The sequence below is a fragment of the Streptacidiphilus sp. PAMC 29251 genome (assembly GCF_054208735.2).
Genome location: NZ_CM135725.2, coordinates 5,373,497 through 5,390,477 on the forward strand (window position 1 = coordinate 5,373,497; position 16,981 = coordinate 5,390,477).

At 70.9% G+C, this 16,981-nt stretch carries 17 protein-coding genes, 1 tRNA gene and 1 pseudogene; 11 read left to right on the plus strand and 8 right to left on the minus strand.

Annotated elements, in window-relative coordinates; translation table 11 throughout:
* The first annotated feature begins 81 nt into the window (after positions 1-81).
* Positions 82-381 carry a hypothetical protein gene (locus ACXKR8_RS25365; RefSeq protein ID WP_458266880.1) on the plus strand — a complete coding sequence of 100 codons (300 nt, stop codon included), beginning with the start codon at positions 82-84 and terminating at the stop codon, positions 379-381.
* A 63-nt stretch (positions 382-444) separates the two neighbouring features.
* On the opposite strand, the gene ACXKR8_RS25370 is transcribed toward ACXKR8_RS25365, so the two are convergent.
* Entirely contained in the window at positions 445-630 is a 186-nt protein-coding gene (locus ACXKR8_RS25370) for a response regulator transcription factor (RefSeq protein WP_458266881.1), read from the minus strand.
* Positions 627-1,277: a hypothetical protein gene (locus ACXKR8_RS25375; protein WP_458266882.1), complete on the minus strand. Its 651-nt coding sequence runs from the start codon at positions 1,275-1,277 to the stop codon at positions 627-629. Before ACXKR8_RS25375 ends, ACXKR8_RS25370 begins: the two co-directional genes overlap by 4 nt.
* A 596-nt stretch (positions 1,278-1,873) precedes the next feature.
* Between ACXKR8_RS25375 and ACXKR8_RS25380 the strand changes: the two genes are divergently transcribed.
* On the plus strand, positions 1,874-2,908 hold the full coding sequence (locus tag ACXKR8_RS25380; RefSeq protein ID WP_458266883.1) for a TolB-like translocation protein: 1,035 nt from the start codon (positions 1,874-1,876) through the stop codon (positions 2,906-2,908).
* Between the two features lie 64 nt (positions 2,909-2,972).
* Here the strand turns inward: ACXKR8_RS25380 and ACXKR8_RS25385 are convergent, their stop codons facing one another.
* Entirely contained in the window at positions 2,973-3,734 is a 762-nt protein-coding gene (locus tag ACXKR8_RS25385; RefSeq protein WP_458266884.1) for an ATP-grasp domain-containing protein, read from the minus strand.
* A gap of 257 nt (positions 3,735-3,991) precedes the next feature.
* Here ACXKR8_RS25385 and ACXKR8_RS25390 point away from each other — a divergent pair, with 257 nt between their 5' ends.
* Entirely contained in the window at positions 3,992-4,612 is a 621-nt protein-coding gene (locus ACXKR8_RS25390; RefSeq protein WP_458266885.1) for a M15 family metallopeptidase, read from the plus strand.
* 123 nt (positions 4,613-4,735) lie between these two features.
* Here ACXKR8_RS25390 and ACXKR8_RS25395 read toward each other — a convergent pair.
* Positions 4,736-4,818 (minus strand) — tRNA-Leu (locus ACXKR8_RS25395).
* Positions 4,819-5,318: 500 nt separating this feature from the next.
* Here ACXKR8_RS25395 and ACXKR8_RS25400 point away from each other — a divergent pair.
* The 8 genes from ACXKR8_RS25400 (at position 5,319) to ACXKR8_RS25435 (ending at position 14,149) form a co-directional block, all read left to right on the plus strand.
* Complete coding sequence (locus ACXKR8_RS25400; protein ID WP_458266886.1) at positions 5,319-6,257, plus strand: FhaA domain-containing protein; 939 nt, start codon at positions 5,319-5,321, stop codon at positions 6,255-6,257.
* A 10-nt stretch (positions 6,258-6,267) separates the two neighbouring features.
* Positions 6,268-6,795 (plus strand): FHA domain-containing protein FhaB/FipA, encoded by a 528-nt coding sequence (locus ACXKR8_RS25405; RefSeq protein ID WP_458266887.1) that lies wholly within the window; start codon positions 6,268-6,270, stop codon positions 6,793-6,795.
* A 167-nt stretch (positions 6,796-6,962) separates the two neighbouring features.
* Positions 6,963-8,456 carry a PP2C family protein-serine/threonine phosphatase gene (locus tag ACXKR8_RS25410; protein ID WP_458266888.1) on the plus strand — a complete coding sequence of 498 codons (1,494 nt, stop codon included), beginning with the start codon at positions 6,963-6,965 and terminating at the stop codon, positions 8,454-8,456.
* Positions 8,441-9,868 (plus strand): FtsW/RodA/SpoVE family cell cycle protein, encoded by a 1,428-nt coding sequence (locus tag ACXKR8_RS25415; protein ID WP_458266889.1) that lies wholly within the window; start codon positions 8,441-8,443, stop codon positions 9,866-9,868. Before ACXKR8_RS25410 ends, ACXKR8_RS25415 begins: the two co-directional genes overlap by 16 nt.
* 89 nt (positions 9,869-9,957) lie before the next feature.
* A complete protein-coding gene (locus ACXKR8_RS25420) occupies positions 9,958-11,424 on the plus strand; it encodes a peptidoglycan D,D-transpeptidase FtsI family protein (RefSeq protein ID WP_458266890.1) in 1,467 nt (488 codons plus the stop codon).
* Between the two features lie 212 nt (positions 11,425-11,636).
* Positions 11,637-13,205: a Stk1 family PASTA domain-containing Ser/Thr kinase gene (gene pknB / locus ACXKR8_RS25425; RefSeq protein WP_462099850.1), complete on the plus strand. Its 1,569-nt coding sequence runs from the start codon at positions 11,637-11,639 to the stop codon at positions 13,203-13,205.
* Positions 13,133-13,603, plus strand: coding sequence for a PASTA domain-containing protein (locus tag ACXKR8_RS25430; protein WP_462100699.1), 471 nt, complete (start codon positions 13,133-13,135; stop codon positions 13,601-13,603). Before pknB ends, ACXKR8_RS25430 begins: the two co-directional genes overlap by 73 nt.
* A 117-nt stretch (positions 13,604-13,720) precedes the next feature.
* On the plus strand, positions 13,721-14,149 hold the full coding sequence (locus ACXKR8_RS25435; RefSeq protein ID WP_458266892.1) for a PPOX class F420-dependent oxidoreductase: 429 nt from the start codon (positions 13,721-13,723) through the stop codon (positions 14,147-14,149).
* 16 nt (positions 14,150-14,165) lie between these two features.
* Here ACXKR8_RS25435 and ACXKR8_RS25440 read toward each other — a convergent pair.
* The 4 genes and pseudogenes from ACXKR8_RS25440 to ACXKR8_RS25455 form a co-directional block, all read right to left on the minus strand.
* A pseudogene (locus ACXKR8_RS25440) lies at positions 14,166-14,947 on the minus strand (class E sortase).
* A 63-nt stretch (positions 14,948-15,010) separates the two neighbouring features.
* Positions 15,011-16,018 carry a class E sortase gene (locus ACXKR8_RS25445; protein ID WP_458266894.1) on the minus strand — a complete coding sequence of 336 codons (1,008 nt, stop codon included), beginning with the start codon at positions 16,016-16,018 and terminating at the stop codon, positions 15,011-15,013.
* Positions 16,015-16,659 (minus strand): aminodeoxychorismate/anthranilate synthase component II, encoded by a 645-nt coding sequence (locus ACXKR8_RS25450; protein ID WP_458266895.1) that lies wholly within the window; start codon positions 16,657-16,659, stop codon positions 16,015-16,017. Before ACXKR8_RS25450 ends, ACXKR8_RS25445 begins: the two co-directional genes overlap by 4 nt.
* Positions 16,659-16,964, minus strand: a complete 306-nt coding sequence (locus ACXKR8_RS25455) for a hypothetical protein (protein WP_458275288.1) — start codon at positions 16,962-16,964, stop codon at positions 16,659-16,661. The genes ACXKR8_RS25450 and ACXKR8_RS25455 overlap by 1 nt, the downstream gene beginning before the upstream one ends.
* Positions 16,965-16,981: the final 17 nt, after the last annotated feature.

Consider the following 16,981-nt stretch of genomic DNA (forward strand, 5'->3'; position numbering starts at 1 on the left):
GCCACCGCCGATCCGGAGAGAGAGACACACCGCCATGCATCGCCCAGCCCGCGCACCCATCGCCCTGTCGCGGTAGCCCGGATGGACATCATCTACACCAGCCTGGAGCGCCGTGATCCAGCCGCCCCGGACCCGGTGAACGAAGTGGCCGAAGTGCTCGACGCCCTCTGGGCCCACGCCACCGCCGAGGACGGCCTCGAATACGCCGGCGGCAACGCCGGACCCGGCCGCCTGGATCTCCTGCTGTTCCTGCTGACGCCGCCCCCGGACCGTCCACCCGCCACCGCCGCGATCCACCGCGCCGCACAACTGCTCAACCGCTGCCACCGCGCCTCACCCATGGTGCGGCACCGCTACCTGCCGCCTGCCGCCCAGCCGTGACAACAGACCGACAGTTCCATGACCAGGAGCTCCCGCTCCCCGCCGACGGCGCCTTCCGCCGTCTCAGAGCCAGCCGCGCTGCGCCGCCTTGATCCCGGCCTCGAACCGACTGGCCGCGTTCAACCGCTCCATGATCGACGCCATATGACGACGGACCGTACGGGTCGAAAGCCCCAGGCGCAGGCCGGCGGTGTCATCGGTCAGCCCACTGCCCAGCAGCCGCAGCAGCTCCCGCTCGGTGTCGGTCAATCCGGTGGCCGGGTCCTCGGTCCGGACCGCCCCCAGGGGGACGGCCGTCGCCCAGGTCTCCTCGAAGAGTTGGACCAGAGCCGTGACGAGGCCGGCTCGGTGACATGGAGAGCCCCCTTGCGGCCGTCGCTCGGATCAATGGGAACCAGGGCCTGGGCGCGATCGATGATGACCATGCGCTGGGGCAGGACCGGGGCAGTACGCACTTCGCCGCCGCGGCTGAGCAGCCAGTGGGCGTAGGCAGTGGCAGCAGGGTCGTTGCGGATGGCGTCCCGGTAGAGGGTGTTCATGGTGACGCCGCGGGTCAGGACGTCGTCGTCGGCGACTCGGGAGGCCACATAGTCCTCGGGGCGCTGGGCCCCGGGGTTGACGCCGAGGACCTCGGTGGTGGTGGCGCGGCCGAGCCGGGCCAGACGGTCCTGGACGGCGTCCATGCCCAGGAGGCGTTCGCCGTGGGTGGCGCGGGTCTGGGCACAATCGGCGACCATCCGCGTGACCGCGGCCCTGGAGACGGCCAACTGCGCCTGGCGGTCGGCCAGATCGGCCTCCTGCCGGGCCAGCAGGTCCGCCAGACCGACCTCGGGGCTCACCGCACGCATCTGCCCCGCATGCTCGTTGGAGGCCCGCACCAGCATCAACTGCGTCAACTCGCCGAATTATTCGAGTACTTGCCCTGGCATCAGCCCGCATACGGCGGCGAGTCCGTCCACACCGAGCCCCGGAGCATCGAGCATCGCCTGGTACACGGCAGCGGCCTCAGTACTCAGCCCCAGCGTTTGCAGCATTCGGCCATCCCCCGGCGATCAGACAGTCAGACCGCCATGATCGCATCAGCCCCGCACCCCATCAAGGCTCCCCAGATATGTATTCATCCAGGTCAGCGGCCAGATCAAAACATGTCATGGGCCGAACAATACGTCAGGGAGCGGCCATGCCGGTTGGTGCCACCCGAAAGCCATTCCGCCGGCCCTGAGCAGCGGCGAAGCTATAGCCATCGCCAGCGGGAACGCCGACCGCAACACCCGCCCCACCCCTCGCCCAGCACCACCGACCGCCGTCTGTTGCCCAGCCGTGACAGCAGGCCGACGATCTTGTCACCAGCGGCTGACAGTCTTCTCTCATCGCAGGGAGCAGCAACCACAGAGCCGGACGGAACACCGTCCGGACACGGCGGAGCGGCTCCCGCGGTTCCTCGTGGACCACCCCCGTGAACCACCCCACCAACACCCCGAAGGGCACAGCCATGTCTGCTCGCACCCGCCGCTCCGCCGCCATCTCCCTCACCACCGCCATCACCGCCGCCGGCGCCCTGCTGCTCACCGGCTGCGGTGCCAAGACCCCCGCCGCGTCGTCGGCCCACCAGGCCGCCCCGAGCAGCTCCGCCTCGGCCAGCAGCGCCCCCTCCTCCACCCCCTCCTCGGCGCCGTCCTCCGCTCCGGCCCCGGGCAAGGTCCTCAGCAGCACCTCCGGCGGCGGGCTGACCATCAGCAACGGAACCCGCTACGTGGTCGTCGACGGCGCCACCCGCGACTTCGGCACCGTCGTCCGTGACCTGTCCTGGTCCCCCGACGGCAGCAAGGCCGCGTTCATCGACGGCTCCGGCAACCTGGACGTCGCCAACCCCGACGGCAGCGGCCGGGTCGTGGTCGCCGTCGCCGGCAGCGGCCAGAACTGGTCCCACCCGACCTGGCAGGTCGCCAAGGCCGCCCCGAGCGACAAGGTCGCCGCCAAGGACAACATCGTCTTCGCCCAGGCGGGACGCCTCCCGTCCGCGCTGATGACGGTCTCCGCCACCGCCGACCACGGCACGCCCACGCCGCTGCCCCTGGGGCACTACTCGGGCAACGGGGTCACCAACAACCCCACCACCTTCAACGCCTGGGCCGACGCCGCCGGCGGCCACGGCAGCGCGGTCTACGAGAACACCGGCAACGGCGGCATCTACATCCGCGACGACTACATCCGCCAGCAGGGCGGCCGGATCGCCACCGGCTCCGAGCCGGCCCTGTTCGGCGACGACAGCACCGAGGCTGTCGTCTTCGTCCGCTCGGTCAACGGCCACGACCACATCTTCGAGCAGAGCCTCCAGACCCCGAAGGCCCAGGCCCACGACCTCACCCCGAACCTGACCACCGACGCCACCGCGCCCGCGTGGTCCGCCGACGGCAAGACCGTCGCCTTCCGGACCCCGACCGGCGTCGACACCGTCCGCGTCGACGGCAGTGCCGCCCCGGTCCAGGTCTCCACCAGCACCGGCCTCCCCGCCTACCGCGGCTGACCCCGCCCCGCCCGCCCCGCGCTCCGGCCCCTCATCAACCGGCACCGGCCCGAGCGCGTGGCAGTCACTCCTCAATGGCCCTGGGGGCGCGGAGGAACGGGTGGTCACGGGGTGTGATGACGCTGTTCGGCCCAGCGGCCCGGAGTACGACGTCCAGGGCTCGTTGCGGGTCGGAGGTGTACATGCCGCTCGCCCAGGCGGCATTGGCTTCGATCACCGACCAACGGCCGTCGGCCCTTCCCACGTCCACGACGATGGCGGAGGGCAGCGTGTCACCGCACTCGGCCAGCAGTTCCGCTCCGAAGGCCGCCGCGTCCTCGTCGAGCGGTCCAGGACTCAGTCGCCCATGTCGTGCGTACCGGCTGCCGGTGTGCACAACTCCGTCGAGCAGGTACAGCCGGTACTCGTCGGCGAACTCCATCACGTCGCTGATCAGCACGGGCGTGTGCGGATCCACCTCGTCCGGGCCGGGCAGCCGTGAGCCGTCGGTGTAGACCAACGCCGGTATCTGCTTGTCGTTGGGCGACTTGATGAACGCGGGCCGGCGCAGGCCGTACGCCTCGCGGATCGGCACCAGGTGGATCTCCCGCCCGGTGTACGTCCGAGGCAGCCGGGCCAGCCAGTCCATGGGGGCCTGCAGCAGTGCGATGCCGAGAGCGGGCGCCACGACGTCAGCGAAGCCGGGCCCGGCGTGCAGGTGCTCGGCACGCAGGTCGGCCGGTACGGCGAAGCTGGGCAGTTGCACGGTATGCAGGCCCCGGCGGTGAGCGGCCTCGCGCAGGACCTGGGCAGAGTCGGTGAGCCGGGGTGGCAGGACGAGAGTCACAAGCACCGATCATGACCTACGACAAGCAGCCGTCCCACCCGATATGCGCGCGCAGTCGCCGCGACGCAGCTCTGCGCGGAGCGGCACGAAGGCACGCGCGGCTCGACCGGGTCACCGAGATCCGGGTCCTTTCCGACTGCACCGGCGCGGGCACCCGGCCGGCTACGGCGCTGGTGAGGTCCGGGAGATCGATTCCCGCGCGTAAGAGTGCCCGGCACATGGTGGCTGGATGAATGGTGTTGATGTCGGATCCAAGCGTGGCAGTCATCCCCGTCGAGGAGTGCAACGATCCGCTGGTGGACTGCCGCGGCGTCCTGCGGGTCGACGAGCGACGCTCCGACCCGGCAGGTGACTGGGCACATCTCCGGACGGGGGTGGTGGAACGGCTGGTACGTGCGCAGGAACTTCTCCCCTCTGGTTGGCAGTGGCTTCTGGTGGAGGGACACCGGCCTCCATCCCTGCAGCAGAGCATTTTCAACGACTACTCAGCGACGCTGCGGCAGTTGCACCCCGACGCTTCGGAGGCGGACATCCGCACCGCCACGACCCGCTGGGTGGCGCCGCTCGAGACAGCCGGCCACGTCGCCGGAGCCGCCATCGATCTCACGATATGCACGAAGCACGGTGTCGAGGTCGACATGGGCAGCCCCGAGGCCGCCACACCCGAGGAAAGCAACGGAGCCTGCTACACCCTGGCCCCCGACCTTCCCCCGCAGGCTCAGCACAACCGGACGGTGATGATCGAGGCCCTGACCGCGGTCGGAATGGTGAACTACCCGACCGAGTGGTGGCACTGGTCCTACGGGGACCGCTACTGGGCTCTGCTGACGAAGTCCTCCTTGCCACGACACCGCGTAGGCTCGTCCGATATTTCTTGATCCCCCCAGAACCCGGCGCCTGCGCCCCGGCCGGCCACCTCGCACCGGCCGCCAATGAAAAAAGGTGCCTCCCTCAGCGACTTTCGTCTCTGCTGGAGGCACCTTTTCGTCGGTGCTTCTATGTGCGCGAGGGGGGATTTGAACCCCCACGCCCTTTCGGACACTGGCACCTGAAGCCAGCGCGTCTGCCATTCCGCCACTCGCGCATTGAGTGATGTCGCTGACTCTACCGAACGGAGCCCGGTGTCTTCAAACCGGTTACCGACCGGCCCTCCGACTGCCTGGTTTCCCGGGGCAGCGCCTTGCGACAAGAAGAACTTTAGCACGTCGGAAGGGGTCTCCTGGACGCCCTGACGACCCGTGGAACAGGCCCGGCGCCGCACCCGGGGAGCCGGGCCGAAGCCGAACGGGTGATCAGCGGATGACCACCCGGATCCGGGGGTACGTCTCAGCCTGCAGGGCCGGACTCGTACCGGACCGGCGCTCCTCGATGGCATTCTTCATACAGGAGCTCAGAAGCTTCAGGCCGAAGCGGACCCCGCGCACCCCCGCCGTCGTACCGTGATCCACCCCACGGTGCCACCCGGCTGGGGCGAGGAACCGCGCGCGGGCCTGCCGCGTAGATACGATCAGTAAGGACGACTAGTACGCCGCCGCCGCGCAGCCGCACGGCGGGCCGAGAACGCCCGATGGAAGGGGGTGCCCCGTGGGAGCCCTGAAGAAGTTCGAGCAGCGACTCGAGGGATTCGTCAACGGCGCCTTCGCCAAGGTGTTCAAGTCCGAAGTGCAGCCCGTGGAGATCGCCGGAGCGCTGCAGCGCGAGTGCGACAACAACGCCAGCATCTGGAACCGGGACCGCACCGTCGTCCCCAACGACTTCATCGTCGAGCTGAGCTCGCACGACTACGAGCGGCTCAGCCCGTACTCGGCGCAGCTGGGCGGCGAGCTGGCCGGCATGGTGCGTGAGTACGCCCAGGCGCAGCGCTACTCCTTCATGGGGTCGCTCAAGGTCGCCCTTGAGCAGGCCGAGGACCTGGACACCGGCCTGTACCGGGTGCGCAGCCGGGTCGAGGCCGCCCCCGAGGCGGCCGCCCCCGTCGCGGACCCGTACGCCCAGCAGCAGGCCCAGCAGGCCCAGGCCCAGCCGTACGGCGGCCGCCAGGCCGAGGCCTGGCAGCCGCAGATGCCGCCCGCGCCCCCACCGACCGCCCCCGCCTTCCCCGCCGTCCAACCCGGCGGAGGCCCCGGCGGCCCCGGCCAAGGAGGCCCTGGCCAAGGCCAAGGAGGCCCGGGAGGCTCAGGCCAAGGAGGCCAGGGCAACGTCCGCCCCCTCCCCGGCTCCGGCTTCGGCCCGGCCGGCGCCACCACCCGCCGCTGGCTGGAGATCAACGGCGACCGGCACCAGGTCTCCACCCCGGTCGTGGTCCTGGGCCGCAGCACCGAGGCCGACATCAGGGTCGACGACCCCGGCGTCTCCCGCCGGCACGCCGAGATCCGGATGGGCACCCCCTCGGTGGTGCTCGACATGGGCTCCACCAACGGCATCGTGGTCGACGGCCAGCACACCCAGCGCGCTACGCTGCGCGACGGCTCACGGATCATCATGGGCAGCACCACCATCGTCTACCGGCAAGCCGAAGGGTGACGCGCTCCACATGTCAGAGCTGACCCTCACAGTCATGCGGCTGGGATTCCTCGCCGTTCTGTGGCTGTTCGTGATCGTCGCGGTGCAGGTGATCCGCAGCGACCTGTTCGGCACCAAGGTGGTCCAGCGCGCGGCCACCGCGCGCCGCGGCTCCCCGGCCGCGGGAGCGGCCGCCACCGGCCGCCAGCAGCCGCCGCAGCAGCGGGAGGCGGGCCGTTCGCAGACCCAGCGCCCGCGCCGCGGCGCCCCCACCCAGCTGGTCGTCACCCAGGGCTCGCTGGCCGGGACCACGGTCGCGCTGCAGGGCCAGACGATCACCCTGGGCCGGGCCCACGACTCGACCATCGTGCTGGACGACGACTACGCGTCCTCCCGCCACGCCAGGATCTATCCCGACCAGAGCGGGCAGTGGATCGTCGAGGACCTGAACTCCACCAACGGCACGTACCTGGACCGGACCCGGCTCACCAGCCCCACTCCGCTCCAGCCCGGGGCGGCCATCCGCATCGGCAGGACCGTCATCGAGCTGCGGAAGTAGTCACGCATGAGGCATGGGCACCAGGCCCGCACTCCGGGGGTGGACGGCGAGCACCGCGATTCGGTGCACCCGCGCCCGGACAGGCCGGACACGGCACCGTACGATGCATCAACGCACGCTGCACCGGGGCATCGCGCAGGGGACCGAGGGAAGGGGGCGGACGGCACATGAGCCTCGTGCTGCGCTTCGCCGCCGGGTCGCACAAGGGCATGATCCGGGAGGGCAACGAGGACTCCGGCTACGCCGGTCCGCGGCTGCTCGCCGTGGCCGACGGCATGGGCGGCCAGGCCGCGGGCGAGGTGGCCTCGTCCGAGGTCCTCTCCACCATGGTCGAGCTGGACGAGGACGTGCCCGGCACCGATCCGCTGACCGCGCTGAGCGCCGCCGCGGACCGCGCCAACGAGCGGCTGCGGCTGCTGGTCGAGGGCGATCCCGCGCTCGAGGGCATGGGCACCACGCTCACCGCCCTGCTCTGGACCGGCCAGCGGGCCGGCCTGATCCACATCGGCGACTCCCGCGCGTACCTGCTGCGGGACGGCGCGCTGAGCCAGATCACCCAGGACCACACCTGGGTGCAGCGTCTGGTGGACGAGGGCCGGATCACCGAGGAGGAGGCCAGCACCCACCCGCAGCGCTCGCTGATCATGCGCGCGCTGATGGGCACCGGTGAGGTCGAGTCCGATCTGTCGATCCGTGAGGTCCGGGCCGGCGACCGCTACCTGATCTGTTCCGACGGCCTGTCCGGGGTGGTCAGCCACCAGACCCTGGAGGAGACCCTCGGCAGCTACTACGCGCCCGAGCAGACCGTCTCCGAGCTGATCCAGCTGGCGCTGCGCGGCGGCGGCCCGGACAACATCACCTGCGTGGTCGCCGACGTGCTCGACGTCACCGACGGCGACACCATGGCCGGCCACTTCACCGACACCCCGGTCGTGGTCGGCGCGGTCGCCGACGGTCCGCCGACGATCAGCCACCACGCGATGGCGAACACCCCGGCCGCCCGCGCCGCCTCGCTGGGCCGCCCGCAGCCGGGCGCGTCCACCGCGACCGCCCCCGGCCGGCAGGGGGACTACGACGAGGACTACGCCGAGGGCTACCAGGACGGCGGCTACCAGGCCGACGAGACCGACCCGGACTACCTCCCCGAGGAGGGGGGCCGGCGCAGCCGCCGCAAGCAGCGCGAGGGCCGCAAGCGCCGCTGGGGCGTCCCGGTGGTGGTCCTGGTGGTGGTGCTGGCCCTGGTCGGCAGCGCCGGCTACTTCGGCTACCGCTGGACCCAGACCCAGTACTTCGTGGGCGCCAGCGGCGGCACCGTGGCCATCTACCAGGGCGTCAACCAGAGCCTGGCCGGGATCAACCTGTCGAAGGTGCACCAGGCCACCAGCATCCAGCTGAAGGACCTGCCGCCGGCCGAGCAGACCCATGTGAAGGGCACCATCTCGGCGAGCAGCCTCAAGGACGCGCAGACCCAGGTGGCCACCCTGCAGACCCAGGCCGACCTCTGCAAGGCCAAGGCGGCCGGCCAGAACCCGGTCACCCCCACCCCGCTCCCCTCGGCGTCCGCGGGCACCCCGAGCACGACGCCGAGCACCCCACCGTCCACCCCGCCCTCGCTGAGCCCGCAACAGCAGCAGATGGCAGACCAGTGCGTCGCCTCCTGACGTCGGAGGGAACGGCGGCCACCGCCACCATCACTCCGCAGGGGGCGCCCAACCGGCGCAACACCGAGCTCTCGCTGCTGGTCTTCGCGGTCATGATCCCGCTGTTCGCCTACGCCGACACCGGCCTGGCGATGGACGGCCGGGTCCCCGCCGGGATGCTGGAGTACGGCCTGGGCATGGGCCTGTTCGCGCTGCTGGCGCATCTGGCGGTGCGCCGCTGGGCGCCCTTCGCCGACCCGCTGATGCTGCCGATCGCCGCGCTGCTGAACGGCCTCGGCCTGGTCTTCATCTGGCGTCTCGACCGGGCCACCCAGCTGCCGCACAACTACCCGGGCGCGCAGAACCAGCTGATCTGGAGCGGGCTCGGGATCGCCCTGTTCATCGGCGTGATGGCGCTGCTGAAGGACCACCGGCTGCTGCAGCGCTACACCTACATCGCCGGTCTCACCGCGCTGGTGCTGCTGGCGGTCCCGGCCTTCATGCCGGGCCGCTCCTCGGACTTCGGCGCCAAGATCTGGATCCACATCGGCAGCTTCTCGATCCAGCCCGGCGAGTTCGTCAAGATCATCCTGCCGGTCTTCTTCTCCGGCTACCTGATGGTGAAGCGGGACGCGCTGGCCCTGGCCAGCCGCCGCTTCCTGGGCCTCTACCTGCCGCGCGGCCGCGACCTGGGCCCGATCATCGCGGTCTGGGTGCTCAGCCTGATGATCCTGGTCTTCGAGACCGACCTGGGCACCTCGCTGCTGTTCTTCGGCATCTTCGTGATCATGCTCTATGTGGCCACCGAGCGGACCAGCTGGATCGTCTTCGGACTGGCCATGGCCGGGGCCGGCTTCTGGCTGGTGGCCGGCACCGAGCCGCACGTCCAGTCCAGGATCACCGACTGGCTGCACCCGCTGGCCGCCGCCCCGGGCGGCGGCGGGGTGGGCCAGATCGGCCAGGCCCTGTTCTCCTTCGGCGCCGGCGGCACCCTGGGCACCGGCCTGGGCCAGGGCCACTCCTGGCTGATCGGCTTCGCCGCCAAGAGCGACTTCATCCTCGGCACGGTCGGCGAGGAGCTCGGCCTGGCCGGGCTGATGGCGATCTTCCTGCTCTACGCCCTGCTGTTCGAGCGCGGGCTGCGGACCGCGCTGGCGGCCCGCGACCCCTTCGGCAAGCTGCTCGCGGTCGGCCTGTCCGGGGCCTTCGCGCTCCAGGTGTTCATCGTCGCGGGGGGCGTGACCGGTACGATCCCGCTGACCGGCATGACGATGCCGTTCATGGCCCAGGGCGGTTCCTCCGTCATCACCAACTGGGCCCTGGTGGCCATCCTGCTGAAGATCAGCGATGTGGCCCGCCGTCCGGCGCCGGCCCCCGCGCCGGGACCGGGACCGGGGACCGGAGAACCGACCCAGGTGCTCGCACCGTCATAGAACCCGTGTAGACACATCAAGAGCAGATATGTACGAGCAGACACGTACCAGCAGCTGACCGACCGTTGTGCAGGAGGGGAACCCCGCCCGTGAACAAGCCCATCCGCCGGGTATCGGTGTTCTGCCTGATCCTGGTCCTCGCGCTGATGATCCGGGTGAACTACGTCCAGGGCGTCGAGGCGAGCGCGCTCAACAAGAACACCAACAACGCCCGCGGCACCATCGAGGCCTACAGCTACCCGCGCGGCGACATCATCGCCGGCGGCAAGGCCGTCACCAAGGACCTCCTGGTCAACGGCAACAAGTACAAGTACCGCCGGGCCTACGTCGCGGGCCCCGAGTACGCCCCGGTGACCGGCTACTCGTCCCAGGTGTTCGGCAGCAACCTGCTGGAGAACGTGGAGAACGGCATCCTCAGCGGCAGCGACTCGACGCTGTTCTTCCACAACACCCTGGACATGCTGACCGGCAAGCAGAAGCAGGGCGGGGACGTGGTCACCACGATCGACCCCAAGGTGCAGAACGCGGCCTGGAACGAGTTCAAGAGCTCGGGCAAGAAGGGCGCCGCGGTGGCCCTGGACCCGACCACCGGCGCGATCCTCGGCCTGGTCAGCGCCCCCTCGTACGACCCGACCAGCATCGCCGGGGCGGACACGGCCAGCAGCAACGCCTGGAACGCGCTGCAGAAGGACGCCTCCACCCCGATGCTGAACCGGGCGCTGCGGCAGACCTATCCGCCCGGCTCCACCTTCAAGCTGGTCACCGCGGCGGCGGCGCTGGAGACCGGCAAGATCACCGACATCAACGCCCCGACCGACTCGCCCGACCCGTACGTCCTGCCGCAGACCACCAACCAGAAGCTGGTCAACGAGCAGGGCGACGCCTGCCTCAACGTCTCCATGAACGATGCGCTCAAGGTCTCCTGCAACACCGTGTTCGGAAAGCTGGGCGACGAGATCGGCAACGTCCGGATGGCCCAGGAGGCGAAGAGCTTCGGCTTCAACAACCCCGGCCTGCTGGTCCCGGTGGGGGTTTCCGCAAGCGTGTTCGACACCGGCATCAACCGCCCGCAGAACGTCCAGTCCTCGATCGGCCAGTTCGACACCCGGGCCACGCCGCTGCAGATGGCCATGGTCGCCTCGGCCATCGTCAACAACGGCTCGCTGATGAAGCCCTACCTGGTCGCCCAGACCCGCACCGCGGGCCTCTCGGTGATCGACCAGGCCAAGCCGACCCAGCTGTCCCAGGCCACCACCCCGCAGGTCGCACAGCAGCTGCAGACCATGATGGAGAACGTGGTGCAGAACGGCACCGGGCACAACGCGCAGATCCCCGGGGTGACCGTCGGCGGCAAGACCGGCACCGCGCAGCACGGCGTGAACAACAAGGACAACCCGTACGCCTGGTTCGTCTCCTACGCCAAGGACTCCGCCGGCAAGGAGATCGCGGTGGCCGTGGTGGTCGAGGACAGCGACGCGGCGCGCAACGAGATCTCCGGCTCCGGCCTGGCCGCGCCGATCGCCAAGGCCATGATGCAGGCCTACCTGGGCAAGTGATCAAGAGGGCTCGGGCCGGTCGCTCCCGGGCCCGCGGCGGGCCGGAAAACGGATACCGGTCTCATATCAAGGTAGCCCTGGAGAACCGGAAGCAGCCCCGGGCCCGGTAGCGTATCCGCAAGCAGCGGTCTGCCCAAGGCCGATGCCCACACCGAAGACCACGCAGGACCGACGGATCAACCTCGGCACTGGCGAGGGAGAGGGTTGGAACCATGGAAGAACCGCGTCGCCTCGGCGGCCGGTACGAGCTGGGCGGCGTCCTGGGACGCGGCGGCATGGCAGAGGTCTACCTCGGCCACGACATCCGGCTCGGCCGCCCCGTCGCTGTGAAGACGCTGCGGGCCGACATGGCCCGCGACCCGTCGTTCCAGGCCCGTTTCCGCCGCGAGGCGCAGTCCGCCGCCTCGCTGAACCATCCGTCGATCGTCGCCGTGTACGACACCGGCGAGGACTACATCGACGGGATCTCCATCCCGTACATCGTGATGGAGTACGTCGACGGGTCCACCCTGCGCGAGCTGCTGCACTCCGGGCGGCGGCTGCTGCCCGAGCGCGCGCTGGAGATGACCACCGGCGTGCTCCAGGCGCTGGAGTACTCGCACCGCAACGGCATCGTGCACCGGGACATCAAGCCCGCGAACGTGATGCTGACCCGCAACGGCACCATCAAGGTGATGGACTTCGGCATCGCCAGGGCCATGGGCGACTCCGGCATGACCATGACCCAGACCTCGGCGGTCATCGGCACGGCGCAGTACCTCTCCCCTGAGCAGGCCAAGGGCGAGCAGGTCGACGCCCGCTCCGACCTGTACTCCACCGGCTGCCTGCTGTACGAGCTGTTCACCATGCGCCCGCCGTTCGTCGGCGACTCGCCGGTGGCCGTCGCGTACCAGCACGTCCGCGAGGAGGCCCAGCCCCCCTCGGTGTACGACCCCGAGGTGCGCCCCGAGTACGACGCCATCGTGATGAAGGCGCTCGCCAAGGAGCGGGACTACCGCTACCAGAGCGCCGACGAGATGCGCGCCGACATCGAGCGCGCCCTGGACGGCCTCCCGGTCGCCGCCGCCCAGCCGGTGGCCTACGGCGCCGGCGGCATGCCCGGCTACGGCGGCCAGCCCCAGGGCTACGGCCAGCCGGACCAGTACGGCCGCACCACCGCGATGCCCCAGCAGGGCCCGGACGCGGCCGGCCAGACCAGCCTGCTGCCGAGCGTCGGCCAGGGCTACGACGTCGGCGGCGACGGCTACGACACCGGCAACGGCAACGGGTACGACGACGGCTACGGCGGCCGCAGCGACCGCCGCCGATCGGGCAACAGCGGTGGCGGCGGCGGGAACCGCAGCACCTCCTGGATCATCCTCGCGGTCGCCGCGGTGCTGGTCCTGGCCGGCGCCTACTTCATCGCCTCCTCGGCGCTCAAGGGACAGTCCAAGCCGACCTCCTTCCCGGTGCCCAGCCTGGTGAACCAGGACTTCGCGGGGGCGCAGGCGGCGGTCGCCAACAGCCAGGGCACCCTCAAGGTGGTCCAGGGCGCCCCGGTCGCCTGCGACCCGGGCACCGCGGACAAGGGCAAGGTCTGCACCCAGTCCCCCGCGGCCGGCGCCGACGTGGCGGCCGGCACCACCGTCACCGTCCACCTCAGCACCGGCGCGCCGACCAAGGCGGTCCCGCAGACGGCCGGCAAGTCCCCAACGACGCCACCACCGCGCTGGAGGCCGCGGGCTTCTCGGTCAGCAACCAGACCCAGAAGGCCAGCGACACCGTCCCCAGCGGCACCGTGATCGGCACCACCCCGGCCGCGGGCAGCAGCGCCGCGAGCGGCTCCGGGGTCACCCTGGTGGTCTCCTCCGGCCCGGCCCAGGTCACCGTCCCGAGCCTGCTGGGCAAGACCCAGCAGCAGGCCCAGGACGCCCTGAACAAGGCCGGACTGACCCCCGACCCGCAGGGCAACGACGACCAGCCCACCAACTACGCGCCGGGCACGGTCTCGCGCCAGTCCCAGCCGCAGGGCACGAAGGTGGCTCCCAACAGCTCGGTCCAGTTCTGGGTGGCCCCCCAGCCGCAGAACACCAACGGCGGCCAGAGCTCGCAGCCCCCTTCCCAGGGGGCGACAGGAAACACCGGAAACACCGGTAACAACGGCGGTAACAACGGCGGCAATGGCGGCAACGGCCAGTAGCCCGACGCCCCGCCACCTGGTCGCCCCCTGACCGTGACCGCGCCGAAGGGCCGGGACGCACCTCGCGTCCCGGCCCTTCTCCGTGCGCGCGGGCGATCCGTGGACGACCATGGGGGCATGGCTAATCCGATGACCGAAACCGAGTGGCGGGCCTTCCTCAGCGAGGGCACCCGTACCGGCAAGCTCGCCACCACCCGCGCCGACGGGCGCCCGCACGTCGCCCCGATCTGGTTCCTGCTGGACGGCGACGACCTCGTCTTCAACACCGCGACGGACAGCGTCAAGGGCCGCACCCTGGCCCGGGACGGCCGGGTCGCCCTCTGCGTGGACGACGACCGGCCGCCGTTCTCCTTCGCCCTGGTCGAGGGCACCGCCACGCTCAGCGACGACCTCGACGAGCTGCGGCACTGGGCCACCCGCATCGCCGCCCGCTACATGGGCGAGGACCGCGCCGAGGAATACGGCGCCCGCAACGGGGTGGCCGGGGAGCTGCTGGTCCGGGTCAGGATCGGCAAGGTCGTCGCCCTCGCGGCGCTCACCGACTGAGCATCGGCGGCGGCCCTCAGCGCAGCTCCGCCGGGAGGTCGCGGTTCTGGTCCACCCGCTCGGTGCGGGTGAGCGAGGCCCAGACCGCCATCCGGTAGCGGGAGGTGTACGCCGGGGTGCAGGTGGTCAGCGTCAGATAGCGGCCGGGCCGGCGGTAGCCGGACTCGGCCGGGACCGGGGCGGTGACGTCCACGTCGTACGCCGAGGTCTGCTGCAGCGTGCTGTCGACGGTGTAGACGTACCAGGTGTCCCGGGTCTCCACCACGACCTTGTCCCCCGCCGCAGCTCCGGCAGGTCGTGGAACCTGGCGCCGTGGCCGTCCCGGTGCGCGGCCATGGCGAAGTTGCCGTCGGCCGCCCAGGGCATCGCCGCCGGATAGGGCTTCTGGTAGACCCCGGCCACGCCCTCGTTGAGCACGTCGGTGCCGGTGCCCATCATGATCAGGACCTGGTAGTCCTTCCCCAGCCTGGGGATGTGCAGAAAGCCGATGCCGTCCCCCGGCCGGTACACCAGTGGCGGGGCCTGCCTGGCCGGCCGGGCGTCGGAGCGCGGCAGCGGGGACTGGGCCGTCCAGGACTGCCGGACCTTCGCGGCGGCCCCGTCCGCGCGCTGGTCGGCGACCACATCGGTCCACCACAGCGAGTAGCCGACGAAGAGGGCGACCAGCACCCCGAAGGTGATCAGCAGCTCGCCCACCAGCCCCAGCGCGGTCGACAGCGGGCCGGAACGGCGGCGGGGGACGGGCACCAGGGCGGTGGCGGTGGCAGGAGCGGGGACGGGGGCAGGGGCGGACGGCATGCGGCAGGAGCTCCTCGGGAGGGACCGGCGGCCACCCGCCGGTATCCCGAGGACCGCCCCGCGTCAGCCGGCCTGCAGCGCCTGGGGCTTCTGACCCGAACTCTTCGGCAGGTCCTGGGTCATCTTGCCCCAGACCGCCATCCGGTACGTGGAGGTGAACTCCGGCGTGCAGGTGGTCAGGGTGATGTAGCGGCCCGGCTGCTTGAAGCCGGACTCCGACGGGACCGGCGCGATCACGCCGACGTCGGACGGCGAGGTCTGCGGAAGGGTGCTGGTCACCGTGTAGGTGTAGTAGTCGTAGGCGGTCTCCACGACGATCTTGTCGCCGGGCACCAGCCGGTTGATGTAGCGGAACGGCTCACCGTGGGTGTTGCGGTGCCCGGCCAGCGCGAAGTTGCCGGAGCTGTCCCAGGGGAAGGCCGTCTCCAGCGACCCCGTGTAGTGCCCGACCAGGCCCTTGTCGAGGACGGTGTCCTTGTCCACGCCCTCGGCGATCGGCGTCATCACATCCAGCTTGGGGATGTAGATCAGCGCGAACTTGGTGTCGTGGGGTATCGAGGAGGGATAGGGCGCGTGGTTCTTCGGCGGCAGGGCGGTACCCGCGCCGGAGCCGCCGCCCGGGTTCCACTGCTTCTCCAGGGTCTTGGCGCTGCCGCTGGCGTAGGCGTCCGCCGCCACATTGGTCCACCACAGCTGGTAGGCGACAAAGAGGAACATCACCACGCCGAGGGTGATGAACAGCTCCCCCATCACCCGCACCGCGATGATCCCGGGGCTCTCCTTGGGCCGCGGCGCCCTGGGGCCCGCCTTGCCGCCCCGGCGCCGCCGCGACTGCTGCTCCGCCTTCCGCCGCTCGGCGCGACCGCCGACGGCGGCCCCGACCCCGGTGGCCCCGCCGGCCGCCGGTTCGGGCTGCCGCTGGAACGCCGACGAGGGCACCCGCAGCGTGAGGGTCTCGGACGAGGACGGTTCCTCGTCAAGCTGGTCGAACTCCTGGTACACGCCCTGCTGCGGCTCGTCCTCCTCCTCCCAGGGGGAGCCGCTGCCGCGTTCCGGGCGCAGGGCGGTCATGCGACCGCCGCCCGGCCGATCACCGGCGCCAGGCCGGCCGACCGGTCCACCGCGCCCGGATCACCGCATTCGGCGAGCCAGTTGGCGAGCATCCGGTGGCCGCCCTCGGTGAGCACCGACTCCGGGTGGAACTGGACCCCCTCGACCGGCAGGTCGCGGTGCCGCAGGCCCATCACGATGCCGGAGTCGGTCCAGGCGGTGACCGCCAGTTCCGGCGGCAGGGTGTCCCGCTCGACCGCCAGCGAGTGGTAGCGGGTCGCGGTCAGCGGCGAGTGCAGTCCGGCGAAGACCCCGCCGTCCAGGTGGGTGACCGCCGAGGTCTTGCCGTGCAGCAGCTCCGGCGCCCGGCCGACCACCGCTCCGTACGCGACCGCGATCGACTGCAGCCCCAGGCAGACCCCGAACAGCGGGATCCCGGCCCCGGCGCAGTGGTGCACCATCTCCACGCACACCCCGGCGTCCTCCGGCGTACCCGGACCGGGGGAGAGCAGCACCCCGTCGTACGCCCCGGCGGTGACCGACTCCACCGCCACCTCGTCGTTCCGGACGACCTCGCAGGTCGCGCCGAGCTGGTAGAGGTACTGGACCAGGTTGAAGACAAAGCTGTCGTAGTTGTCGACGACAAGGATGCGGGAAGCCATCAGGCAACAACTCCGGTCGGGACGAGTGGTACGCGCGGGATGTACGTCGGGAGGGCGGCGCCGTCGATCGAGGGGGCACTGGAGCTGCCCCCGCTCGGCGTCGTTCCGGCCGAGGGCGTCCCGGTCGGCTGCACGCTGCTGGTTCCGCCGTCGTCCACAGTGACGTTGCCGAAGGGGAGCAGCGGTTCCGCCCAGGGGAAGACCCATTTGAAGAGGACCGCCACCGTGGCGAGGAACAGCAGCAGGGAGAGGCCCGCCCGCATCGCGGCATTGCCGGGCAGCCGGTTCCAGATCCAGCCGTACATCGCGCTCCTCCTTGCCC